The following is a 19595-nucleotide window of genomic DNA, read 5'->3' on the forward strand; positions in this document are numbered from 1 at the left end:
CCTGTGAGCTTGATACTGCCTTTGTTCGGTATAATGTATTTCAGAGGGCCAAATTTTACTCTACATCACTCACCCCATCGTTTGACGGGACATAGCTTTCACTATGTTCAAACTATAGACCCTTTAATTCAGAAGTTCGTCAGTTCCTTCAGGGGGGAACATACTCACCTTATCTAGTTTTTCAGCCATCCGGCATATCAGTTGGCATACCTATTCTATAGAATGGCTCTAACCTTCCTTCTGCCGACTCTACCTGTGCTTCGAACCTCATGAGCTGTCATTCATGACGCACGCAGGAGTCTTGATGGAATAGTTTCAGAAAACATGGTTCCGTCATTCCTATTCTTCGTTGTAAAGTTGAAATTTATATGGTAAATTTCCTGTATTTTCATGCCAAGGGCATTTATCACAGAACTTGTCGCGCTGGCCCGTTTATGATATTAGACGAAATCGCTTATAACACAAACGCGCCCGATTGTGGCATTGTCACAATCCTTCTTGTCGATGTAATTGTATCAAACTTTTTAAAAATTATCGGACTTTATTCCAAATTATCAATCTTTATTACAAAGCCACAGTAAAAAGTATAATTCAACATATCTAGTCGTTAATTTCCGGTAAACGTAGCAGGCATGACAACTCCCACTACTTCACCTGCAACACATAATTCCTCGCCTGCAAATATCTCTATATCTACTTTCCACTTCTTCGGATGAATCTCCGTGACTTTTCCGACCGCTTTCAGAATTTGTCCTTGCGGCGTCGGTTTGCTGTATGTAATTTGAAGTGATGCCGTAACAAAACGCGGAGGAATTGCCTTATCCCCTGGTTCATGGCCATTTTTCCGGTGCAGTGCCAACGAACAGGAACCGGTACCGTGACAATCCATGAACGAAGCGAGAAATCCGCCATAGACAAATCCCGGAATGGCTGTATATTTTTCCAACGGCAGCGTATAAGTGACTGTGCTGTCACCTTCCCAGCCGGTACGAAAATGATTCCCCTCATCGTTCAAACGACCGCAACCATAACACCAGGAGAAATCGTCCGGATATTGATCCTGAATTGCGTGTGTCACCATTTCTATCATAAAAAAGCCCTCCCTTTGTTTGAATTCTCTCTATTATACATTCCGAAAATTGAAATATCGAGTGCAACTGAAGATTCTTCCTATTTTTTACGCAGAAAGCCGTGCGTATTGGAGCACATGTACTCATATACTATGAAGAAACTCAGATTATGCCGAAGGAGGTTTTCCCGATGAAAATACGTGCTGCTTTACTGACATTATTGGTGGCAGCCGGCTTCTATGCCATGATACAGACCTTGAACGAATCCAACATTCACCCTTTTGATTTGTTCCATGCTGAAGCGGATGGAACTGCCTTTTCATCTATTACGATTCGACAGCCCGGACTTCGTGATCAGCAGCCTGTAACATGGAAAGTGGATCAGTCACATGAAGTTGACAGGCTGCTTCAATTTTTAGAGGCATATGACTATGAACGGATTGATCCAGATACACTGCAATTATTTGACGATCAGCCTTTATTTACGATTGATTTGCACGACGAGGCAGGAAACCGGATGACCATTCTGATTGAAGAAGGCATTCTCATTCATAATGACCATCTGTATTATGAAGTCGTCAACGGCCCTCTGCAAGTCGACTGGCTGATGGAATTCATTCTATCCAATAAACCATAATTTTGTACTGCAGGCTTCTTCTGTACTATACTATTTATTAATTCGGTCACCGAATAATCGAACTATAGGAGTGGTCACTTTGGTGAAAAGCTTACCTAAACGCGCACAAGTAAATGAACAGGATACATGGAATCTACAATCATTGTTTGAAGATGAAAATGCCTATGAGCTAGCAGTGAAAGAAGTAGAAACAGAAGCAGCTTCCTTTGCAGCGAACTATAAAGGCACGATTACAGACGTATCTTCAGCCATCGCTGCTCTTGACGCCTACCGTAGCCTGCAAGAAAAAATGGTCAAAATCGGCAGTTATGCTGAACTGGCTGCCAGTGTGGATTTACTGAATGACGAAGCACAAATTCGGGAAAGTAAATTTGGCTCTATCGCAGCAAAAGTCGGCAGTCAGACTTCATTCGTCATGAGTGAATTGTCAGAGTTGACGGAGGATACTCTGCAACAAGCGAGCGAACAGTCAGAGGACTATGCCGTACTGTTCAAGAAAATTATTCAGGAAAAACCGTATCAACTCCATCCTGAAGTAGAAAAGACACTTGCCGCTTTCTCGTCTACTTTCCAGGCACCGTATGCTTTATATAATACAACCAAAATGGCGGATATTAATTTCCCTAACTTCACTGCTAACGGCAATGATTATCCGCTTAGCTATGTTTCATTTGAAGGTGTATGGGAATCAGAGCCGGATACAGCAAAGAGACGTGCAGCTTTCCAGGCGTTCTCCAGTAAATTGAGGGAGTATCAGCATACGACAGCTAAAACGTACGACATGCATGTACAGATGGAGAAAACGACAGCTGATCTTCGCGGACACGACTCTGTCATTGATTACCTATTAATGAATCAAGATGTTGACCGTGCGATGTATAACCGTCAAATCGATGTCATCATGGAAGAACTTGCCCCTCATATGCGCAGATATGCGAAACTTCTTCAGAAGATATACGGTCTTGAAGAAATGACGTTCGCTGACTTAAAAATGCCGGTGGATCCTCTCTATGAACCTTCGATTACTGTGGAAGAATCCAAGCAGTATATGAATGATGCACTTGCTGTCATGGGAGATGAATATCTCAGTATGGTGAATCGTGCCTTTTCAGAGCGCTGGATTGATTTCGCGCAGAATGAAGGAAAATCCACCGGTGCATTTTGTGCGAGTCCGTACGGCTGTGATTCATTCATTTTGATTTCATGGACGGGCAGTATGGAAGACGTGTTTGTACTGGCTCACGAACTCGGTCACGCAGGTCACTTCTATCACGCCAACCGCGCGCAGAACTTGTTTAATTCCGAGTCGTCACTGTATTTCATCGAAGCCCCTTCTACGATGAATGAAATGTTGATGGCCAATCATCTGCTGAAGAATTCAAATGACCCTAAATTTAAACGCTGGGTGCTTGCATCTATCGTTTCACGGACGTATTATCATAACTTCGTCACGCATTTATTGGAGGCGGCTTTCCAGCGTGATGTATATGAACATGTCGATGCCGGCGGAAATGTCAATGCTACAATCCTTAATAATATGAAACGAAGTGTGTTAGAGAAATTCTGGGGCGACACAGTAACGCTCAATGAAGGAGCCGAACTGACATGGATGCGCCAGCCGCATTATTATATGGGACTCTATCCATATACGTACAGTGCAGGATTGACGATCTCAACTGAAATGGCAAAGCGTATATTGAATGAAGGCAAGCCAGCTGTAGATGACTGGCTGAATGTTTTGAAAGCAGGAGGTTCCAAAAAGCCTGCTGAACTAGCGAAAATGGCCGGAATTGATATTACGACGGACAAACCGCTACGCGACACGATTGCATATATCGGTAGCCTGATTGATCAGATCGAACAGCTGACAGACGAAATAGACGCACAATAAACAAAAAGCATCTGCCAATGCATTTTTTTGCATGGCAGATGCTTTTTTAATTCATTAATCCACTGACGATCTCATAGGAACGCAAACGATCTTCGTGGTTAAAGATCCCGGAGCTGATGATTAATTCATTTGCTTTCGTCATTTCTACAAATTCCTCTAGCTTTCGTTTCACTGTATCAGGACCGCCAATAATCACTGACGGCGCTTCACTTTGCTGGGCGACGGCAGCCTGTTCATACTGCGACCATACCGCATCAATGTCTTTAATCGGCGGCTTGAACTGTGTCATCTTATTTTGGCGGATGTTCAGGAACTGCTGCTGCATGGACGTGGCCAGATACTCGGCTTTTTCGTCTGTATCTGCCGCAATCAAGTTAATTCCCATCATAGCATGTGGCTCTTTGAGATCTTTTGACGGACGAAAGTTTTGATGATACAGCTGCAATGCCTGCATCATATACGCCGGTGCAAAGTGACTGGCGAATGAAAACGGCAGGCCAAGCTGTGCGGACAGCTGCGCGCTGAAGCCGCTGGAACCGAGCAGCCAGATGGGAATATCCTGTCCTGCTCCCGGGAATGAACGTACCCGGTCAGTTGGATTTCCTGTAAAATACATGCGCAGTTCTTCTAGCTGTTGAGGGAAGTCCTCCCCATTGCTCTGCAGTGTGCGGCGAAGAGCATAAGCAGTCGCCTGGTCACTGCCTGGTGCACGGCCGAGTCCTAGATCAATACGTCCGGGATACATGGCGTCCAATGTACCAAACTGTTCTGCAATAACTAGCGGTGCATGGTTAGGCAGCATGATCCCGCCGGAGCCTACGCGAATTTCTTTTGTAGCACCTGCAACATGCCCGATAATGACGGATGTCGCTGAACTGGCTACACCGGGCATATTATGATGCTCCGCCAGCCAATAACGGTTATAGCCCCACTTTTCTGCGTGTTGCGCCAGATCCACACTGTTTTTAAATGACTGCCCGGCACCGCTGCCTTCATTAATCATTGCCAAGTCTAATATGGACAAGGGGATGCCCTCAAACTTCTTCGCACTTTCTCTAATCATTTCCTTCACTCCTCATCACAACGTCCGCTTCTGAAACGGCTTGATGCTTTTGATCTTTTTTGTCGTGTCTTCCTGTGTAAAACCACAGCGGGAAAGATAAATTTTACTAACTTACTATTTGTAAGCTTATCAATTTACTTTCTTCAAGTAAAATCTTTTGTTTCAAAACAAAAAACTATCTTCGGCAACATACGAAAGATCGTTTTTACGGTTTATTTTACTTCTGTGACAGTTACCGCTGTTTCATCAAATTTCCTGTAGGCTGCATGATATGTCGGTCCGACACCTGCAATGAATGTCAATGAATGGCGAATGCCTGCTGTGATAAATTTCTTCGCCTCCGTCACTGCATCCAACACAGATTCACCTTTTGCCAATCCTGCCGCAATTGCAGCAGAGTAACTGCAGCCCGCGCCATTTGTATGGATTGTATCTATACGCGGAGCTTCCAACAAATAAAATTTCTGTCCGTCATACAATACATCTACTGCCGGCCCTTCCAGCCGCCCTCCTTTAACCAACACAAATTCAGGACCTAATTCCTTCAGTTTTTTGGCGGCTTCCTTCAAATCCTCAACAGAGTTCAGTTGCATTCCATTCAGCAGATAAGAAGCTTCCGGCATATTCGGCGTGATAATTGTCGCCAGTGGAATTAAGTGCTCTTTCATCGATTCCATCGCATCTACTTCTAATAAAGCAGAACCCATTTTTCCGATCATTACCGGGTCCACCACAATGTTTTTGATTCCAGAGTTTTGAATCCAGTGAGCCACATGATCAATAATTTCTTTCGTAAATAGCATGCCCGTTTTCATCGCATCCGCTCCAATATCCTCCTCTATTGTCACCAATTGCGCTTCTATTGCATCCCAGCTTTGCGGAAACACTCCCTGACCGGTACGTGGATTCCTTGCGACAATTGCAGTTACTGCCGTTGTGCCAAATACATCAAACTCTTGAAATGTCTTCAAATCAGCCTGAATCCCTGCTCCTCCACGGGCAGCAGAACCGGCGATCGTTACCGCACGTTTAATATCCATTACTGCATCTCCTTCTTCTATGTATCTTCACTTCATTAATCGTACAGGTATTTTATTGAACAGCGCCATTGTAAAGCATTGAACAGCCAAGTTGAAATAGTCAACGTAGCTTATTTCGACAGGGTCAGATTCAACATTCTGCTAATAACCGTCATATAAAAAAACAGGTATCCCATCTCATCTGATGGGATACCTGATGCTGATTTAGATTTTGAACTGCTGAATCATTTCCTGCAGATCAATTGCTTTTTTGCTAAGATCATTTGCAACTGCATTAATTTCCTGTACCGTTGCCATTTGTTCTTCCATAGCTGCAGAAGTTTGCTCTGTTTGATCAGATGCAGAAACAGCATGAGCCGCTATATCAGAAACAGATGCGGATACTTGTTCCGCACTCGCAGAGATTTCTTCTGTCGCTGCAGAAATCTCTTCAATTTCCTCATTCATTTTGCGGACTGCTTCGACAATCGTCTGGAAGGATCGTCCCGCTTCATCGATCACATCTACACCCTGCGCAGCATTTGTCAAACTTTCCTGAACAGACACTTCCACGTCCTGTGTGTCTTTTTGAATCGCAGATGTTAATTGTGCAATCTGACTCGCGGATGCTTTTGATTCTTCCGCTAACTTTCGTACTTCATCAGCAACTACAGCAAAGCCTTTACCATGTTCTCCGGCACGCGCTGCTTCAATCGCCGCATTTAATGCCAATAAGTTGGTCTGCTCGGTAATACCTGTGATGACGTTTGTAATACTTTCGATTTCTTTCGACTGTTGGCTTAAACGTTTGATCATCTCATTCGTTTGCGATGAAGAACTATGGATCAGTGCCATTTGATCTTTCGCAGTCTGCATGGTTTTTCCGCTTTCATTGCCAAGATTCATCGCATCCTCTGCACTGTCATGCAAACCAACCGTTGATTCCGCAATACGTTGGACTCCTCTGGCGGTTTCTTCCATTGCAATCGAACTTTCACGCGCTGAAGCCGATGACACTTGAGCTCCGGAAGCAATATCCTCTACAGCACGAGAGATTTCTTCCGATGAATCTGATACTTCATTGGTGCTTGCTGAAAGTTCTTCGGCAGACGCAGTTAAATGGTGTGCGTTATCGTGTACGTCTCCTATTAATGTCCGCAAATTATGCTTCATTTGATTGAAAGATTCAGCCAGAACATTAAGTTCATCTTTTGTATTCACGATCAAATCTTCCCCTGTCAGATCACCTGATGCAATCAAAGCAGAGGCTTCTGTCACGCGCTTTAAAGGGCGTGTAATCATTCTTGTGAGATAGATGGCAACGATAGCACCGAGGATTATGACGATCACCCCGCCAATAATCAATCCAAGCTTAGCTGAAGCAGTTGTAGCTATTGTATTTTCCATACCATCATACAAGCTATCGTACTGAAACTCTATCATCGTATCGGTTGATTCCCGAATTTGCGTATTCAACGGAAGCATTGTTTCTTCAAGCACAATAGTTGCCTGTCCAGTCTGACCCGCTTTCTTCAAATCAACAACACGATTTGCAGCTGTTGTGAACTCTTCGGATAATACTGCTAATTCATCAATTAACTCTTTTGATTTGCCTTCAGGCATCATATCTTGCATATTTGCGATCGTCATTTCCATTTTTTCATTATGTTCTGTAAAAGCAGCAGAGTCTTCCTTTTTTCCGCGCATAATATATGAACGTATGTAGGTACCGGAAAGTCCCATTTCAGCTTTGACAACTTGTGCCTGCATCGCATAAGCGACGTTGCCGTTGATCATCTTATCAAAGCCGTTATCCATCTTATTCAGCTGATAATGATTCCAGCCGGCAGATCCAAGAACAATCAATAAACACAAACTGAACCCAAAATATAATTTCTTCTTGATCGACATGTTATGTACCCCCGCGTTATTTAGTTTTCATTTTTTCGAATCTATTACTATCTCAATATTATTTCTTATTATGTATATTCTACTACTTATTAAAAAAAATAAAAGAGTTTGTTATATAGATTAGTAACGTTCATCTTGTCTAAATTGATAGTTAAAAAGGAACACTATATAAAAACAAAAGTCACCTAATGATAGCTTCCTACTATTTTTAAATAATAAATCAATACTTAACGCCGCGATAGGATCATTAAGTGACAACTTTATTTTGTAATACAAAGGAATTTGAAAACGGAGTGCCTAAATGAGTAGTTGATCTAAGCGACAAGCACAAGTCGGCAGAATCACTCTTTTCATAATATCATTATAATAATTACACTTTATTACAATGACTTTGATCTATCAGCCATCTCAGATAGATTTTGAGCGTTTCTGCTGATTTCCTGCACTGTTGCAGAAATTTGCTGGATCGCAGCAGCTTGATTAGTCGTAACTTCATTGATTGCTACAAACGCTTCATTCAACGATTCAATTGAATGACCAATGTTTTTTGTCACTTGATCTATCTCCATTACATTTTTTTTTGAATAAGTAGCAAGCTTACGAATCTCGTCTGCGACAACAGAAAATCCATTTCCGTACTCTCCCGCTCTGGCAGCTTCAATTGCAGCATTTAAACCCAGTAAGTTACTTTGATCAGAGATTCCTCGAACTACAGTTGAAATGTTACCAATTTCTTCTGCTCCAGAGGTAACTTGTGCAATAACCCCTGTGACACCTTCTACTTGATCTGCCAAATTTGTAACGGATCCAGCTATATCATCGAGTGACGCAGCTGTTTCTTCAACTATTGCGGATAAACTTTCCGCTACCATGAATAGATCGTTAGATTTTTCCAGGCTAGTCCCTACACCTACTCCTCCAATCACTTTACCCATATTATCATGTAACGGAATAGCCCGAGCAATTAAAGGAAACCCGAAAATATCTTTTGGAACCAATGCACTCAATTCTTGGTCTTTCTTCAAAGCATCCGTCACGATATCTCCCTTTTGCAAAGGATCACCTTGTTGTACATTCAATGCAAATGTTTCACCCGGAATATTTAATAATAATTTCTCGGTATCATATATCCCGATTGTAATGTCATCTTGAATTAACTTGTTTAGATATGGTGCAATTTTTATGAACGCTTCAAGTATTTCTTCAGTTTTCTCTTTTTCTAGATTATTCAATACGAATACCCCTTTTCATTAAATCTCTTATCAGCATAATACTTTATACCTTATAAGACCATTCACTTTCCCCTCCTTTAGACTATCGGCATAAAGTGATCGAAATGAATGATATGAATAAATGTTCACCAATTCACTTAACTTCTTGATTTCTCTGCAAATACTGAATGATTCGTACAATTTCATATCAAATAGTACGTTATCATTTACATTTACAGCAACTCACTCTGATTCAACCTATTTAATTTGAATACAAATTGACTTTCATAACAATAGAGCTGTGCAGAATAAGTAAGAAAACCCCAATTGTTATTGATATGTTTTGTAAATCTGAAGAAATCCCAGGCAACCCGCAGATTTCAGGATTTAATGCAACATATCCTAAGACTGTTCCGAAGACCCCGGCAACACTTCCAGTAAAGATTCCTAAAATTGCGGAGTTGTATTGTTGGGTAGAATAAAATTGTGAAGTAATAACAGCACTTACTATGCAATTTATTATACAGATTAGCGAAAACTCGACTGAAAATATAGAAAACAAATTGAAGGAGATAATAAAGCTTGTAAAATGACCAGCTATTCCAGCCAACGACCTCGAAGAATGAATCTCATGACTATTGACTGGTTCTAAAGCAATTCTCACGTACATATAGACACCCAGAAGACTACTCAGCACAAGAAAGAAGATACTATATATCATTCTATTTGTTCTTTTCTAGAAGTATTTGTGATGATAACCAATACAATAAATGAACAAAAAATAAATAATTCTATGATGAGAATAAACGAGAAGCTATACAAAGATGTAATTCCTAGTAGAGGTGACAATAACCCTAATAATAATCCAGTGCCATAACCTGTCAACATGGTATGATTTCCAAACATTGCACCAAATATACTGCCGATCAGCATACCGGAAAGGGCTGTACATGCTGTAACCTCGAGATAGTGGACAGGAAATGAGTGAATCAAAATCACACCAAGCCCGAGCGAAAATCCTCCTCCTGTAAACATCGCGACATGTGAGCCGAAGTAAGAAGGCATCCTTTTCTTTCGCTTTTTCATAATTCGATATAGCGCAATGATCAGTAAAAAGTGAAAACCTAGCAGAATATAGTTTACACCATCCAAAAAAACACCTCCCTATTCATATTGTATGAGTAGAGAGGTTATAAGAATGACGACTATATATGACTTTAGATGTCATACCATATATGAAATATCTGAAGCAGAAGTTGGATAGGCAAAAGGCATCTTCTTCAATTCTGTAGCAGGAATTTGGAAACGTATGGCTAATGCGAAGTAATTAATAAGTTCATCTGCTTCTCCGCCTACTAAATGCGCGCCGAGCACGACGTCTTTCTCCTCATCCAGAATTACCTTAAAGGCAGCAGCACATTCATTTGTCTGCCTGTACGTAAACCACTTTGTCATATCCTCATAGTTTATTACCACTTTCTTACCCGAATCCTTCGCCTCGTCTTCACTCATACCGACCGATGCCAGCTTGGGAACAGTGAACACGACGGATGGAACAACAGGATATTCAGCTTTTTTGTGATTGCCATGTACAAGATTAGCGGCTGCTGTATGTGCTTCCTTTACAGCAATTGGCGTTAAAGGTGGACCGTCAGTCGATGACGCATCACCAGCTGCATAAACATGCGGGTTGCTGATACTCTGCATATATTCATTGACACAAACTCCTTGCTTATTCCGTTCTACATTTCCTTTTTCCAGGTCGATATCCAGAGCCGGTGCACGCCCTGCTCCATGGACGACCAAATCGGCTAACCACTGGGATTCCCTGTCATCTTTTTCACCTTTCACGACAAAAGAACTTCCCTCTTTCTCAATACCATTCACACCCACTTCTAGATGAACCTGAATGCCAATTTCTTTTGAACGTTTAATCAATAAATGTACCAAGTCTTGATCAAAGTGTTTCAACGCCTGATCACTTCGATGAAGGATATGCACGACTGATCCAGCACGTGCAGCAATATGCGCAAATTCGAATGAAATAAAACCTCCTCCGACAAAAACGATATGTTTCGGCAGCTGATCAAGCTCCAGGAATTCATCGCTGGTAATCATATACTCTTCACCGTCAAACCCCATTTTCACGGGTTCAGCTCCAGTAGCAATCAAGATCTTCTTGCCTTTCAGTATTTCCGGACCCACTCTTACTTCCGTCTCACTTTCGAAAAACGCTTTGCCATGGTAACGATCAATACCGAGCTCAGTGAATTTCTTTTCTGTATCTTCAGGAACCGATTCACTGAATGTTCGTTTGAAATTCATCAGTTCCTGCCAGTCGATTTTCGTATCTTCCTCAATCCCTTTACCGTTCATACGCTTATTCCAGTCAATTAACTCAGCCGCACCTACCAGCACTTTTTTTGGATCACACCCCCGCTGCGCACAAGTGCCGCCAAACGGCCGGTCATCTATTATCGCAACGTTCCAGCCAGCTTCTTTGCATTTAGCGGCAGGAATGGAGCCAGCTGTCCCTGTTCCAATCACCAGTAAGTCATATTCTTTCACCATATCCCCTCTCCTCCATTCGCACATTCTTATAGGTCTATTCTTTACTGATTTACCCTTAATCTAATCCCGCCACACTTCGAAAGAAATTATAGTGGCCGAACTACCAGTTAACCAATTATTGGGCCCTTGCATACGCTACATGGAAAAGACCTATTACACGAAAGAAAGGTTGAGAAAACTGATATCTTCTCATGATCAGCACGGAGCGCCCGCCACTTATGCAGCGGACGTAAACAAGAGTCCCTTCTTTAAGAAAGACGACCAAAATTACATCAATATCCTCAGCTCAAAGCAAATTAATACACTTCAGAATACCTCCATGCTGGATATATACCTCAGTAAAGACAGTATCATCGAACCTCACTACCATCCAAATGCGGCAGAAGTGATCTTTTGCATAGCGGGTTCCGCCACTGTATCTTTGATGAATCTACAGACGAAAAAGTTCCAGCATTATCGAATTACAGCGGGTCAGGTAGTAAATGTGCCGCAAGGATGGTGGCATTATATATTCGCCCACACTGCCGATACTCATCTCCAAGGAATTTTCGACGCAGACATACCAGAAGTGGTTTTAGGATCTGATATACTGACCGCTACTCCGGCTGATGTTTTCGCTTACAGTTACGGAATGGATGAGGTGAAATGGAAAGAGGCCACCGAACATATACAGCCTTCCACTGTGATCGGTCCACCCGCAAATCAAAAAATGTAAAAAAAGCGACGGAATATGATTTCCGTCGCTCCAAAATATACTATTTTTCTACTTGACCCTGCCAAGTGGACATGCCTTCCGAGACATTAACCACATCATACCCATCCTCAAATAAAAGTTCGCTCGCTGTCTGGGAACGGTTTCCGCTGCGACAAATGATTACGTACTTTTGACCTTCATTCAGACCATTCCGACTGCCCTCCTGTATGTCAGATAGGGGTAAGTTCACTGCACCTGGAATATGACCTTGTGCATATTCGTCCGATTCACGCACATCGACCGTAATCGCCCCATCTTTCTGCAAGGTTTCAATATCTTCTAAGTCGACAGTTGAATAAGACTTTTCTTTCGTCTCTGATCCACATGCCGCCAGCACCAAAACAACTGCCAGCATCCACAGTAATTTGTTCATCATTTCTCCTCCTGTAATTTGTTCATATACCCATAACATTCAACTTCTCTTCTTACACGTTTTATTCTAGTATATCGCAATCTTTTCTGAAAAGAAAAATGCTGATTCCTGTTCACAGCGTATAGTATAAATTTACTTTAGAAGGAATGCATCATGAAAATTGAATTGAAGTGGAACATCCCAAGCATCATAATGAACGATTTACAATTGTTTCTGAATTAGAATAAATGCAAAAAACGACACGTCGCCTACGTGTCGTTTTCGTATTGGCTAGTTAAAAACCAGTTGGCCAATTCGCTAATCGCCTTTCGCTCCTGCCGCCATTCTTTGCACATGCGAAATCTAATGACCGGCAGATAAATTTCCGTGTTTCTCGTGGGTCAATGACATCATCCAGATAATGACTGGCTGCCGCTTTATATGGCGAACTGTCAAATGCCCAATTCTCCAGCAATTTTTTTCTTTCTTCTTTCGGGTCTTCTGCTTTCTCCAGCTGCCTGCCGTATACGACATTGATGCCCACTTCCGGACCTGTGAAGTTAATTTCTGCTGTTGGCCACGCCACCACGAAGTCTGCGCCCATCGTAGGACCGCACATATTGCCGTAGGCGGCTCCAATACTCTTGCGGATAATGACGGAGATCTTAGGCACCGTGGATTGTGCTAATGCTTGATTCCATACCATGATCTTCGTCGGTATCTTTTCTTTTTCGGCTTGTGTACTAATTCTGAACCCTGGTGTATCATGCAGGAATATAAGCGGAATATGGAATGAGTCGCAAAGACAAATAAAATCTGTTGCCTTTTCACATTCTTCTGGACCAGCTGCTCCCGCGTATTTATTCGGCTGATTGGCAATAATTCCAACTGCCCGACCGTCCATATGCGATAACACCGTAAGTAGTGCCTGACCATAACCCGATTTATACTCCATATACTCACCGTCATCTACCAAGTCTTCAATAATACGTCTCATGTCATAGACCCGATTTGATAATTGTGGAAGAATGGATAGCACATTGTCTGATGTGCGCATTGGACTGTCATCTGTACGTTTACGTGGCGGCAGCTCTGAACTATTTGACGGCATGTACTCGAAGAATTTCTTCATGTGTTCAATACATTCTTCAGCAGAATCAGCAGCTTCATCAACCTGTCCTGTCTGCCGGGTATGAACTTCCGTACCACCCAGGTCTTCTTTAGACACCTTTTGGCCATTCGCCATTTCCAGCATACGAGGCCCTGCAACAGCAAGACAGGTACCTTTCACTTGTGTCACAAAATCTGACGATACGGCAATCCATGTTGGTCCTCCAAAACTATCGCCAAAAATCCCTGTGATCATAGGAATTTCACGGCTTAGCGTTAAGAGCTCTGGAGGAAATAACTTAGTACTGATTCCGTCAGACCCCATTCCGTCAGGCATCCTCAGCCCGCCGCCTTCATTCAGATTAAACATTGGCAGACCGCGCTTGATCGCATATTCCATTAATGCTTTTGATTTTCGGAGATGTACTGTACCTTCCGTGCCTGCAAAAACTGTTTGATCCCCAGCCTGAATAACAGCATGCCGACCGTTGACTTTTCCTAAGCCGCCAATCAAACCGTCACCAGCACTCTTGCTTTCTAATCCAACTTGATCTGAGTGATTCAGCATCCCCAATTCCATAAATGACCCTTCATCAACCAGCAGATCGATGCGCTCTCTTGCCGTATAGCGGCCTGTTTGACGCTGTATATCCAGCTTATCTGCTCCACCGCTGTTCAAAGATTGTTCTTTTCTTCGTTTCAGATCTTCAACAGACTGAAGTAGTTCATTCTCAGCTGGTTTTTGCGTCAATTCGGTCACCCTCCTCTTTCAGAAGCCTTCTTAATATTTTTCCTGAGCTTGTTGTGGGCAGTTCATCAATAAACTCAACTTCCCTAGGATATTTATAAGCCGCCATGTTTTCTTTGGCCCAATCAATGATTTCTTGCGGTTCGGTTTTACCTCTATAATCGGGTTTCAGCACAATGAATGCTTTAACATTCTCTCCTCTTTTCGGGTCCGGTACGCCAACTGCAACAGACTGCGAGATAGCAGGATGTTTGCTGAGCAGAGCTTCTACGTCGTCAGGAAAAACACTGTAACCAGAACATTTAATCAGCTCTTTGATACGGCCGAGATAATATAGATAGCCTTCCTCATCCAGCTTGCCAAAGTCACCAGTATGCACCCAGCCGTCAAGCAGAGTTTCTTCTGTTTCTTCCGCCCTGTTCAGATAACCTTTGAAGACTCCGGGGCCTCGAACGATGATTTCGCCTTCTTTTCCTGCCGGCATTTCATCTCTTGTAGCTGGATCGATGATTTTAATTTCCGTTCCGCTCACAGCGATGCCGCAGCTACCAAATTTGATATTCTCTTGCGGCATAAATGTGTCGCCTGTATGTGTTTCGCTTAGTCCGTATGAAGCTTCGAACATCGGACAGCCCTTTGTAACTGCTCTCCATTTATCCGCCAGCTGCTCTGTCACTTGGATACCAAAACTAGTCGACAGATTTTTTTGCATAGATGAGAAATCACGGTTTTCTATGCCAGGGATCTGTAAAATAGCACCATTCATGATCGCAATGCTGTACCAAGTCGTTACTTTATACTTTTCGATCGCTAAGACCGTTGCTTCCGGATCAAACCTTGTCATCAATACCGTTTCGCTGCCATAATAGACCGGGATATTTACGCCCATGAGCATGCCGGCAATATGGCTGAGAGGAGCAATCGAAAGCAGTACTTCTCCTTGATTCATTTGATTGCCTGAAACGGCAGCCGCTGTTTTGTACAAAGCATTTCCATGAGTCAGCATGGCACCTTTAGGCCTCCCTGTCGTTCCAGAAGTGAATACCAGTAGTGCCGTGTCTTCCCATAGATCGATAGCAGGATAGTCCTTTAGCGGTTCGGTTTCTTGTATGGCCTCAATAAAATCATACGTATTGCGAGGACGTTCTTTTGGGATATAGTATTCTTGCGGGAATGGCAGATCTGGCTGAGCTGGCACATAATCGATATAGTTTGTCGTAATTTTACATTGAAGACCGGGAACTTCTTCAGCTATTTTTTCAATTCGACTATAGATTTCCTGTCCGGCAATAATCCCTTTAATATCCGCTTCCTGAATAAGATAGACTAACTCCGCTTCACGATACATCGGATTCAGTGGAACCACGATACAACCTATCCGCTGAACAGCATAATGCCCGATAATGTATTGCGGACAGTTTTGCATGAACAGTGCGATACGATCCCCTTTTTTAAAGTTTTTATTGGTAAAGAATTGTGCCAGCCTGTCAATTTGATCATCCAGCTCTTTCCAGGATATAGAATTACCATAAAATTGAAATGCTGTTTTATCTGACATGTCTTGCGCATTGATTTTTACATATTCATGCAACGGGATTTTTCCAAGACGATACGTTAAATTTTCGGGTACTGTGGATGGCCAATAAGGTCGCACTGTTTTCTGCATAGCAATCTCCCCTTCTTTTAACTAACTAGTCAGTAGTTTATAAGCAAACAATCATATTTCAAATTCTATGTGTTGTTATTTTTTACTTCACTGGTTCTTTACGATAATCATAGAAGCCAATACCCGTTTTTCTTCCCAGCTCACCTTTATCCATTTTTTCTTTAATGCATGCAGGCGGTTTATCTCTTTCATCTCCACTTTGTTGATATTGATGATTCATTGCGGAATAAACTACATCTGCGCCTGACATATCAATTAGTTGGAAGGGACCGAGCTTATGTCCAAGTGATTTTCTTATAATTAAATCGATATCTTTAAAGTCTGCAATTCCTTCTTCATATAAATACGTTGCTTCTCTATGGATTGCCCCGAGTATACGATTCGCAACAAAACCTGAAATTTCTTTTCTCAACAGAATCGCTGTCCGCCCAATTTGTTTCGAAACTGCCATTGCAATGTCCTTCGTTTCTTCAGAAGTTTTTTCACTCATGACTACTTCAAGGCTGTCCATGACAAGCGGCGGGAAGAAGAAATGCATATTACAAACTTTATCTGGTCGTTCCGTTACTTCGGCTATCAATGAATTCATGATGGTTGAACTGTTGGTTGCTAATATAGCGTGTGAAGGAGTCAACTTATCCAGCTTTTTGAATAACTCCTGTTTCACTTCGAGCACCTCAACAATTGCTTCAATTACAAGATCAGCATCTTTTGCTGCTTCTTCCAGCTGATCTGTGTACGTTAGCAGTGAAAAAGCTTTCTCTTTAGCCGGCTCTTCAATTTTCCCTTTCCTCACCCAGTCACTCATCAAGCGCTCCAGATTGCTCTTTGCATGCTGCAAAGCGTCTTCGTTGATATCCTGCAGTGTCGTTTGGTAACCGCCTAACGCACAAAGCATGGCGATTTGATGCCCCATCTGTCCTGCACCAATTACTGTAATACGTTTTACGTCGTTGGAATTCATCTTTATTCTCCTCCTCATCATTTGTACTAACTAGTTGGTATGTTCTGAATACTATAATAACTCCTACTATTTTCTTTAGCAAGTAGAATTAACGATTGTAAATAGAATACTTCGTCCGTTTTCTGGAAAAACGAGATTCTATCTCACACTTGAATACATCTTATAAAACTGATTATAGCTATCTATTTATTCGTTATTTACATATGACCTATTAAGTTTCATGTTTCGACCGATAAAGCATATAAAGTATATAAAGCGAGGTGCACAGTTGGACCATTCTTATTTCACCATGATTTTTCAACATAATCTTTATTTAATGGTTCTTTCCTATCTAATAGCTGCCATTTCGGCATACGCCTCCATCGATTTAGCCAGAAGAGTCATGTTTTCTTCAGGTACGGGTAAAATCCTCTGGCTGATTTCCGGCGGGGCAACATTGGGTATTGGTATTTGGTCTATGCATTTTATTGCCATGCTTGCACACGATTTTCCTATACCCGTATATTATAATACGTTCTTGGTCATTGTTTCTGTTATTCTCGCAGTCCTTGCATGTATAGTGGGATATTTTCTTATTTCGCGTAATCTCGAAGATCGGATGAATTTTTGGTTAGCCGGTATCTTGATGGGATTAGGAATTGTAGCTATGCACTATGTAGGCACAGAAGCTATTCGGCCTTTGACTATTACTTATAATGTTTCACTTGTTGTTGTATCAATTACTATCGCTATTTTTGCTTCATTGGTAGCACTATGGGTTGGATTTCTTTCTCCTTATGCAAAGAGCAAAATGTCCTGGAAGTTAAAATGTATAGCTTCATTCATCATGGCAGTCGCAATTGCCGGAATGCATTACACTGGAATGGCCGCTTCTAATTTTTTCGAATCAACGGCAACTGAACATTCTTTTGAAACGGGGATTGATACAACGTTACTCGCTTGGATAGTAGCAATCGTGACGATACTGATCTTTTCGTTATTCTTCTTTTCCATTATTTTTGATCGCTTTATTAAGAAACAAGAAATTGTACAAAATACGATTCTTGACTCTGCAGCAGATGGAATTATTCTAACCGATCAAGCTAACCAGATAATTCACGCGAATCCTGCTTTTTATCTTTTAATGGAGCGAGCCAATGTAAAGACAAATTCTATAAAATTGCATGATTTTCATCATTTGTTAACAAAAGATATTGTAAGCAAACAAGAATTCCATCTGGAAATCGAAGACTTCATTTTTGAAGTAAAGAGACACGATGTAAAAGAAGAGGCATTAAACAGCTCCCTATGGATGATTCGCGACATAACAGAATCCATCCATTCCAAACGCCGCATCGAACATCTTGCTTATCATGACCAGCTTACTAATCTGCCTAACCGCTACCAACTAGATTCAATTTTGCAAGATTGGCTGCAACATGGAAACGAAATCGGATGTATTTTATTTAATGTGGACAGATTGAAGTTCATTAATGATACGCTCGGACTTGCAGCGGGAGATGCGTCCCTTCAGTATATTTCAAAAGTTTTAAAGGAAAATATGGAGGATCGTGATTTTCTCGCAAGAATCGGTAGTGATGAATTTGTAATGCTGGTTGCTGGCGAAAAAGTAAAAAACCTCCAATCAATCGCTGCACAATGTATGGAAGAAATTCGCCAGCCTTTCACATGTGAGGGAATATATATCAATATCACTTTGAGTGCAGGTTATTGCAAATTTCCAAAGGAAGCTGACTCTGCCCATGAGCTTCTACAATTCGCAGACTTAGCCATGTCCGAATCAAAACAGAATGGAAAAAATCAAGCAACTGCTTTTAATATTGCGATTAAAGAAGAGCATAAGCGTCGTCTTCAATTGGAAGATGCTTTATCGACAGCTCTTGAGGACCGTCAATTTCATCTGCTCTATCAACCGAAAATTATGTTGGATAGCAATAAAATTTTCGGTGCGGAAGCCCTATTACGATGGGTTCATCCGGTCTATGGCTTTGTGTCTCCAGTAGATTTCATTCCGATTGCTGAAGAGAAGGGTTTGATCCATGCAATCGGTGAGTGGGTATTGCGCGAAGCTTGCACACAATGGAAGAAATGGGCCGATGAAATCCAAGAACCTCCGATTATTGCTGTCAATATCTCCCCTCTTCAATTGACGAGGGAGGACTTCTTTGAACGCGTCATGCAGATTATTGAAGATACGAAAATGAATCCTAAATATCTCGAATTAGAGATTACTGAATCAGCTTCACTCGCCTATGAAACGCAGACTATATTAACTGAGATTGCAGAAGTAGGAATTCACATTTCATTGGATGATTTTGGAACCGGCTACTCGTCGTTCAGCCAATTAAAAGAACTGCCTATCCATGTACTGAAAATCGATAAGTCCTTTTTGGATGATCTACTCGGCAATGAAGGACAAGAAGCCATTGTCCGCTCTATTATCCAGCTTGGTCATAACCTGAATTTGCAAGTTGTGATGGAAGGTGTGGAGGAGAAAGAGGAAGTAGATTGGCTGCGGAAAGAACATTGTGACTTTGTTCAAGGGTATTATTTCTATAAGCCTTTGAAACCGGCTCTTTTATTAGAATCATTAAAAACTCAATTTACACTGCAACATTAACATAACGC

15 protein-coding genes are annotated in these 19595 nt (G+C 41.8%); 4 read left to right on the forward strand and 11 right to left on the reverse strand.

The features are described from left to right. Positions 1 to 607: 607 nt before the first annotated feature. Complete coding sequence (locus Q1J64_RS05400) at positions 608 to 1090, reverse strand: PaaI family thioesterase (RefSeq protein WP_301108062.1); 483 nt, start codon at positions 1088 to 1090, stop codon at positions 608 to 610. Between the two features lie 170 nt (positions 1091 to 1260). Between Q1J64_RS05400 and Q1J64_RS05405 the strand changes: the two genes are divergently transcribed. Further along, on the forward strand, positions 1261 to 1707 hold the full coding sequence (locus Q1J64_RS05405; protein ID WP_301108063.1) for a hypothetical protein: 447 nt from the start codon (positions 1261 to 1263) through the stop codon (positions 1705 to 1707). 79 nt (positions 1708 to 1786) lie between these two features. Beyond that, positions 1787 to 3598 carry an oligoendopeptidase F gene (gene pepF, locus Q1J64_RS05410; RefSeq protein WP_301108064.1) on the forward strand — a complete coding sequence of 604 codons (1812 nt, stop codon included), beginning with the start codon at positions 1787 to 1789 and terminating at the stop codon, positions 3596 to 3598. Between the two features lie 46 nt (positions 3599 to 3644). Here pepF and Q1J64_RS05415 read toward each other — a convergent pair whose 3' ends face one another. The 6 genes from Q1J64_RS05415 to Q1J64_RS05440 form a co-directional block, all read right to left on the reverse strand. Next, positions 3645 to 4661 carry an LLM class flavin-dependent oxidoreductase gene (locus Q1J64_RS05415; RefSeq protein ID WP_301108065.1) on the reverse strand — a complete coding sequence of 339 codons (1017 nt, stop codon included), beginning with the start codon at positions 4659 to 4661 and terminating at the stop codon, positions 3645 to 3647. Between the two features lie 212 nt (positions 4662 to 4873). Continuing rightward, a complete protein-coding gene (thiD, locus tag Q1J64_RS05420) occupies positions 4874 to 5701 on the reverse strand; it encodes a bifunctional hydroxymethylpyrimidine kinase/phosphomethylpyrimidine kinase (RefSeq protein WP_301108066.1) in 828 nt (275 codons plus the stop codon). Positions 5702 to 5905: 204 nt separating this feature from the next. Next, on the reverse strand, positions 5906 to 7591 hold the full coding sequence (locus Q1J64_RS05425) for a methyl-accepting chemotaxis protein (protein ID WP_301108067.1): 1686 nt from the start codon (positions 7589 to 7591) through the stop codon (positions 5906 to 5908). 380 nt (positions 7592 to 7971) lie between these two features. After that, positions 7972 to 8823, reverse strand: a complete 852-nt coding sequence (locus Q1J64_RS05430) for a methyl-accepting chemotaxis protein (RefSeq protein ID WP_301108068.1) — start codon at positions 8821 to 8823, stop codon at positions 7972 to 7974. 696 nt (positions 8824 to 9519) lie between these two features. Further along, a complete protein-coding gene (locus tag Q1J64_RS05435; protein ID WP_301108069.1) occupies positions 9520 to 9954 on the reverse strand; it encodes a hypothetical protein in 435 nt (144 codons plus the stop codon). Between the two features lie 72 nt (positions 9955 to 10026). Beyond that, a complete protein-coding gene (locus Q1J64_RS05440) occupies positions 10027 to 11373 on the reverse strand; it encodes a dihydrolipoyl dehydrogenase family protein (protein ID WP_301108070.1) in 1347 nt (448 codons plus the stop codon). Positions 11374 to 11542: 169 nt separating this feature from the next. Here Q1J64_RS05440 and Q1J64_RS05445 point away from each other — a divergent pair, with 169 nt between their 5' ends. Beyond that, positions 11543 to 12088: a cupin domain-containing protein gene (locus tag Q1J64_RS05445; protein ID WP_301108071.1), complete on the forward strand. Its 546-nt coding sequence runs from the start codon at positions 11543 to 11545 to the stop codon at positions 12086 to 12088. 40 nt (positions 12089 to 12128) lie between these two features. Here the strand turns inward: Q1J64_RS05445 and Q1J64_RS05450 are convergent, their stop codons facing one another. The 4 genes from Q1J64_RS05450 to Q1J64_RS05465 form a co-directional block, all read right to left on the reverse strand. Then, a complete protein-coding gene (locus tag Q1J64_RS05450) occupies positions 12129 to 12500 on the reverse strand; it encodes a rhodanese-like domain-containing protein (protein ID WP_301108072.1) in 372 nt (123 codons plus the stop codon). Positions 12501 to 12774: 274 nt separating this feature from the next. After that, positions 12775 to 14340, reverse strand: a complete 1566-nt coding sequence (locus Q1J64_RS05455) for an acyl-CoA carboxylase subunit beta (protein ID WP_301108073.1) — start codon at positions 14338 to 14340, stop codon at positions 12775 to 12777. Further along, entirely contained in the window at positions 14321 to 16003 is a 1683-nt protein-coding gene (locus Q1J64_RS05460; RefSeq protein ID WP_301108074.1) for an AMP-binding protein, read from the reverse strand. The genes Q1J64_RS05455 and Q1J64_RS05460 overlap by 20 nt, the downstream gene beginning before the upstream one ends. Positions 16004 to 16085: 82 nt before the next feature. Beyond that, complete coding sequence (locus Q1J64_RS05465) at positions 16086 to 16967, reverse strand: 3-hydroxyacyl-CoA dehydrogenase family protein (RefSeq protein WP_301108075.1); 882 nt, start codon at positions 16965 to 16967, stop codon at positions 16086 to 16088. Between the two features lie 268 nt (positions 16968 to 17235). Here Q1J64_RS05465 and Q1J64_RS05470 point away from each other — a divergent pair, with 268 nt between their 5' ends. Then, positions 17236 to 19587: a bifunctional diguanylate cyclase/phosphodiesterase gene (locus Q1J64_RS05470; RefSeq protein WP_301108076.1), complete on the forward strand. Its 2352-nt coding sequence runs from the start codon at positions 17236 to 17238 to the stop codon at positions 19585 to 19587. The last annotated feature ends 8 nt before the right edge of the window (positions 19588 to 19595 follow it).

Source organism: Sporosarcina sp. (assembly GCF_029257255.1).
Lineage (GTDB): Bacteria > Bacillota > Bacilli > Bacillales_A > Planococcaceae > Sporosarcina.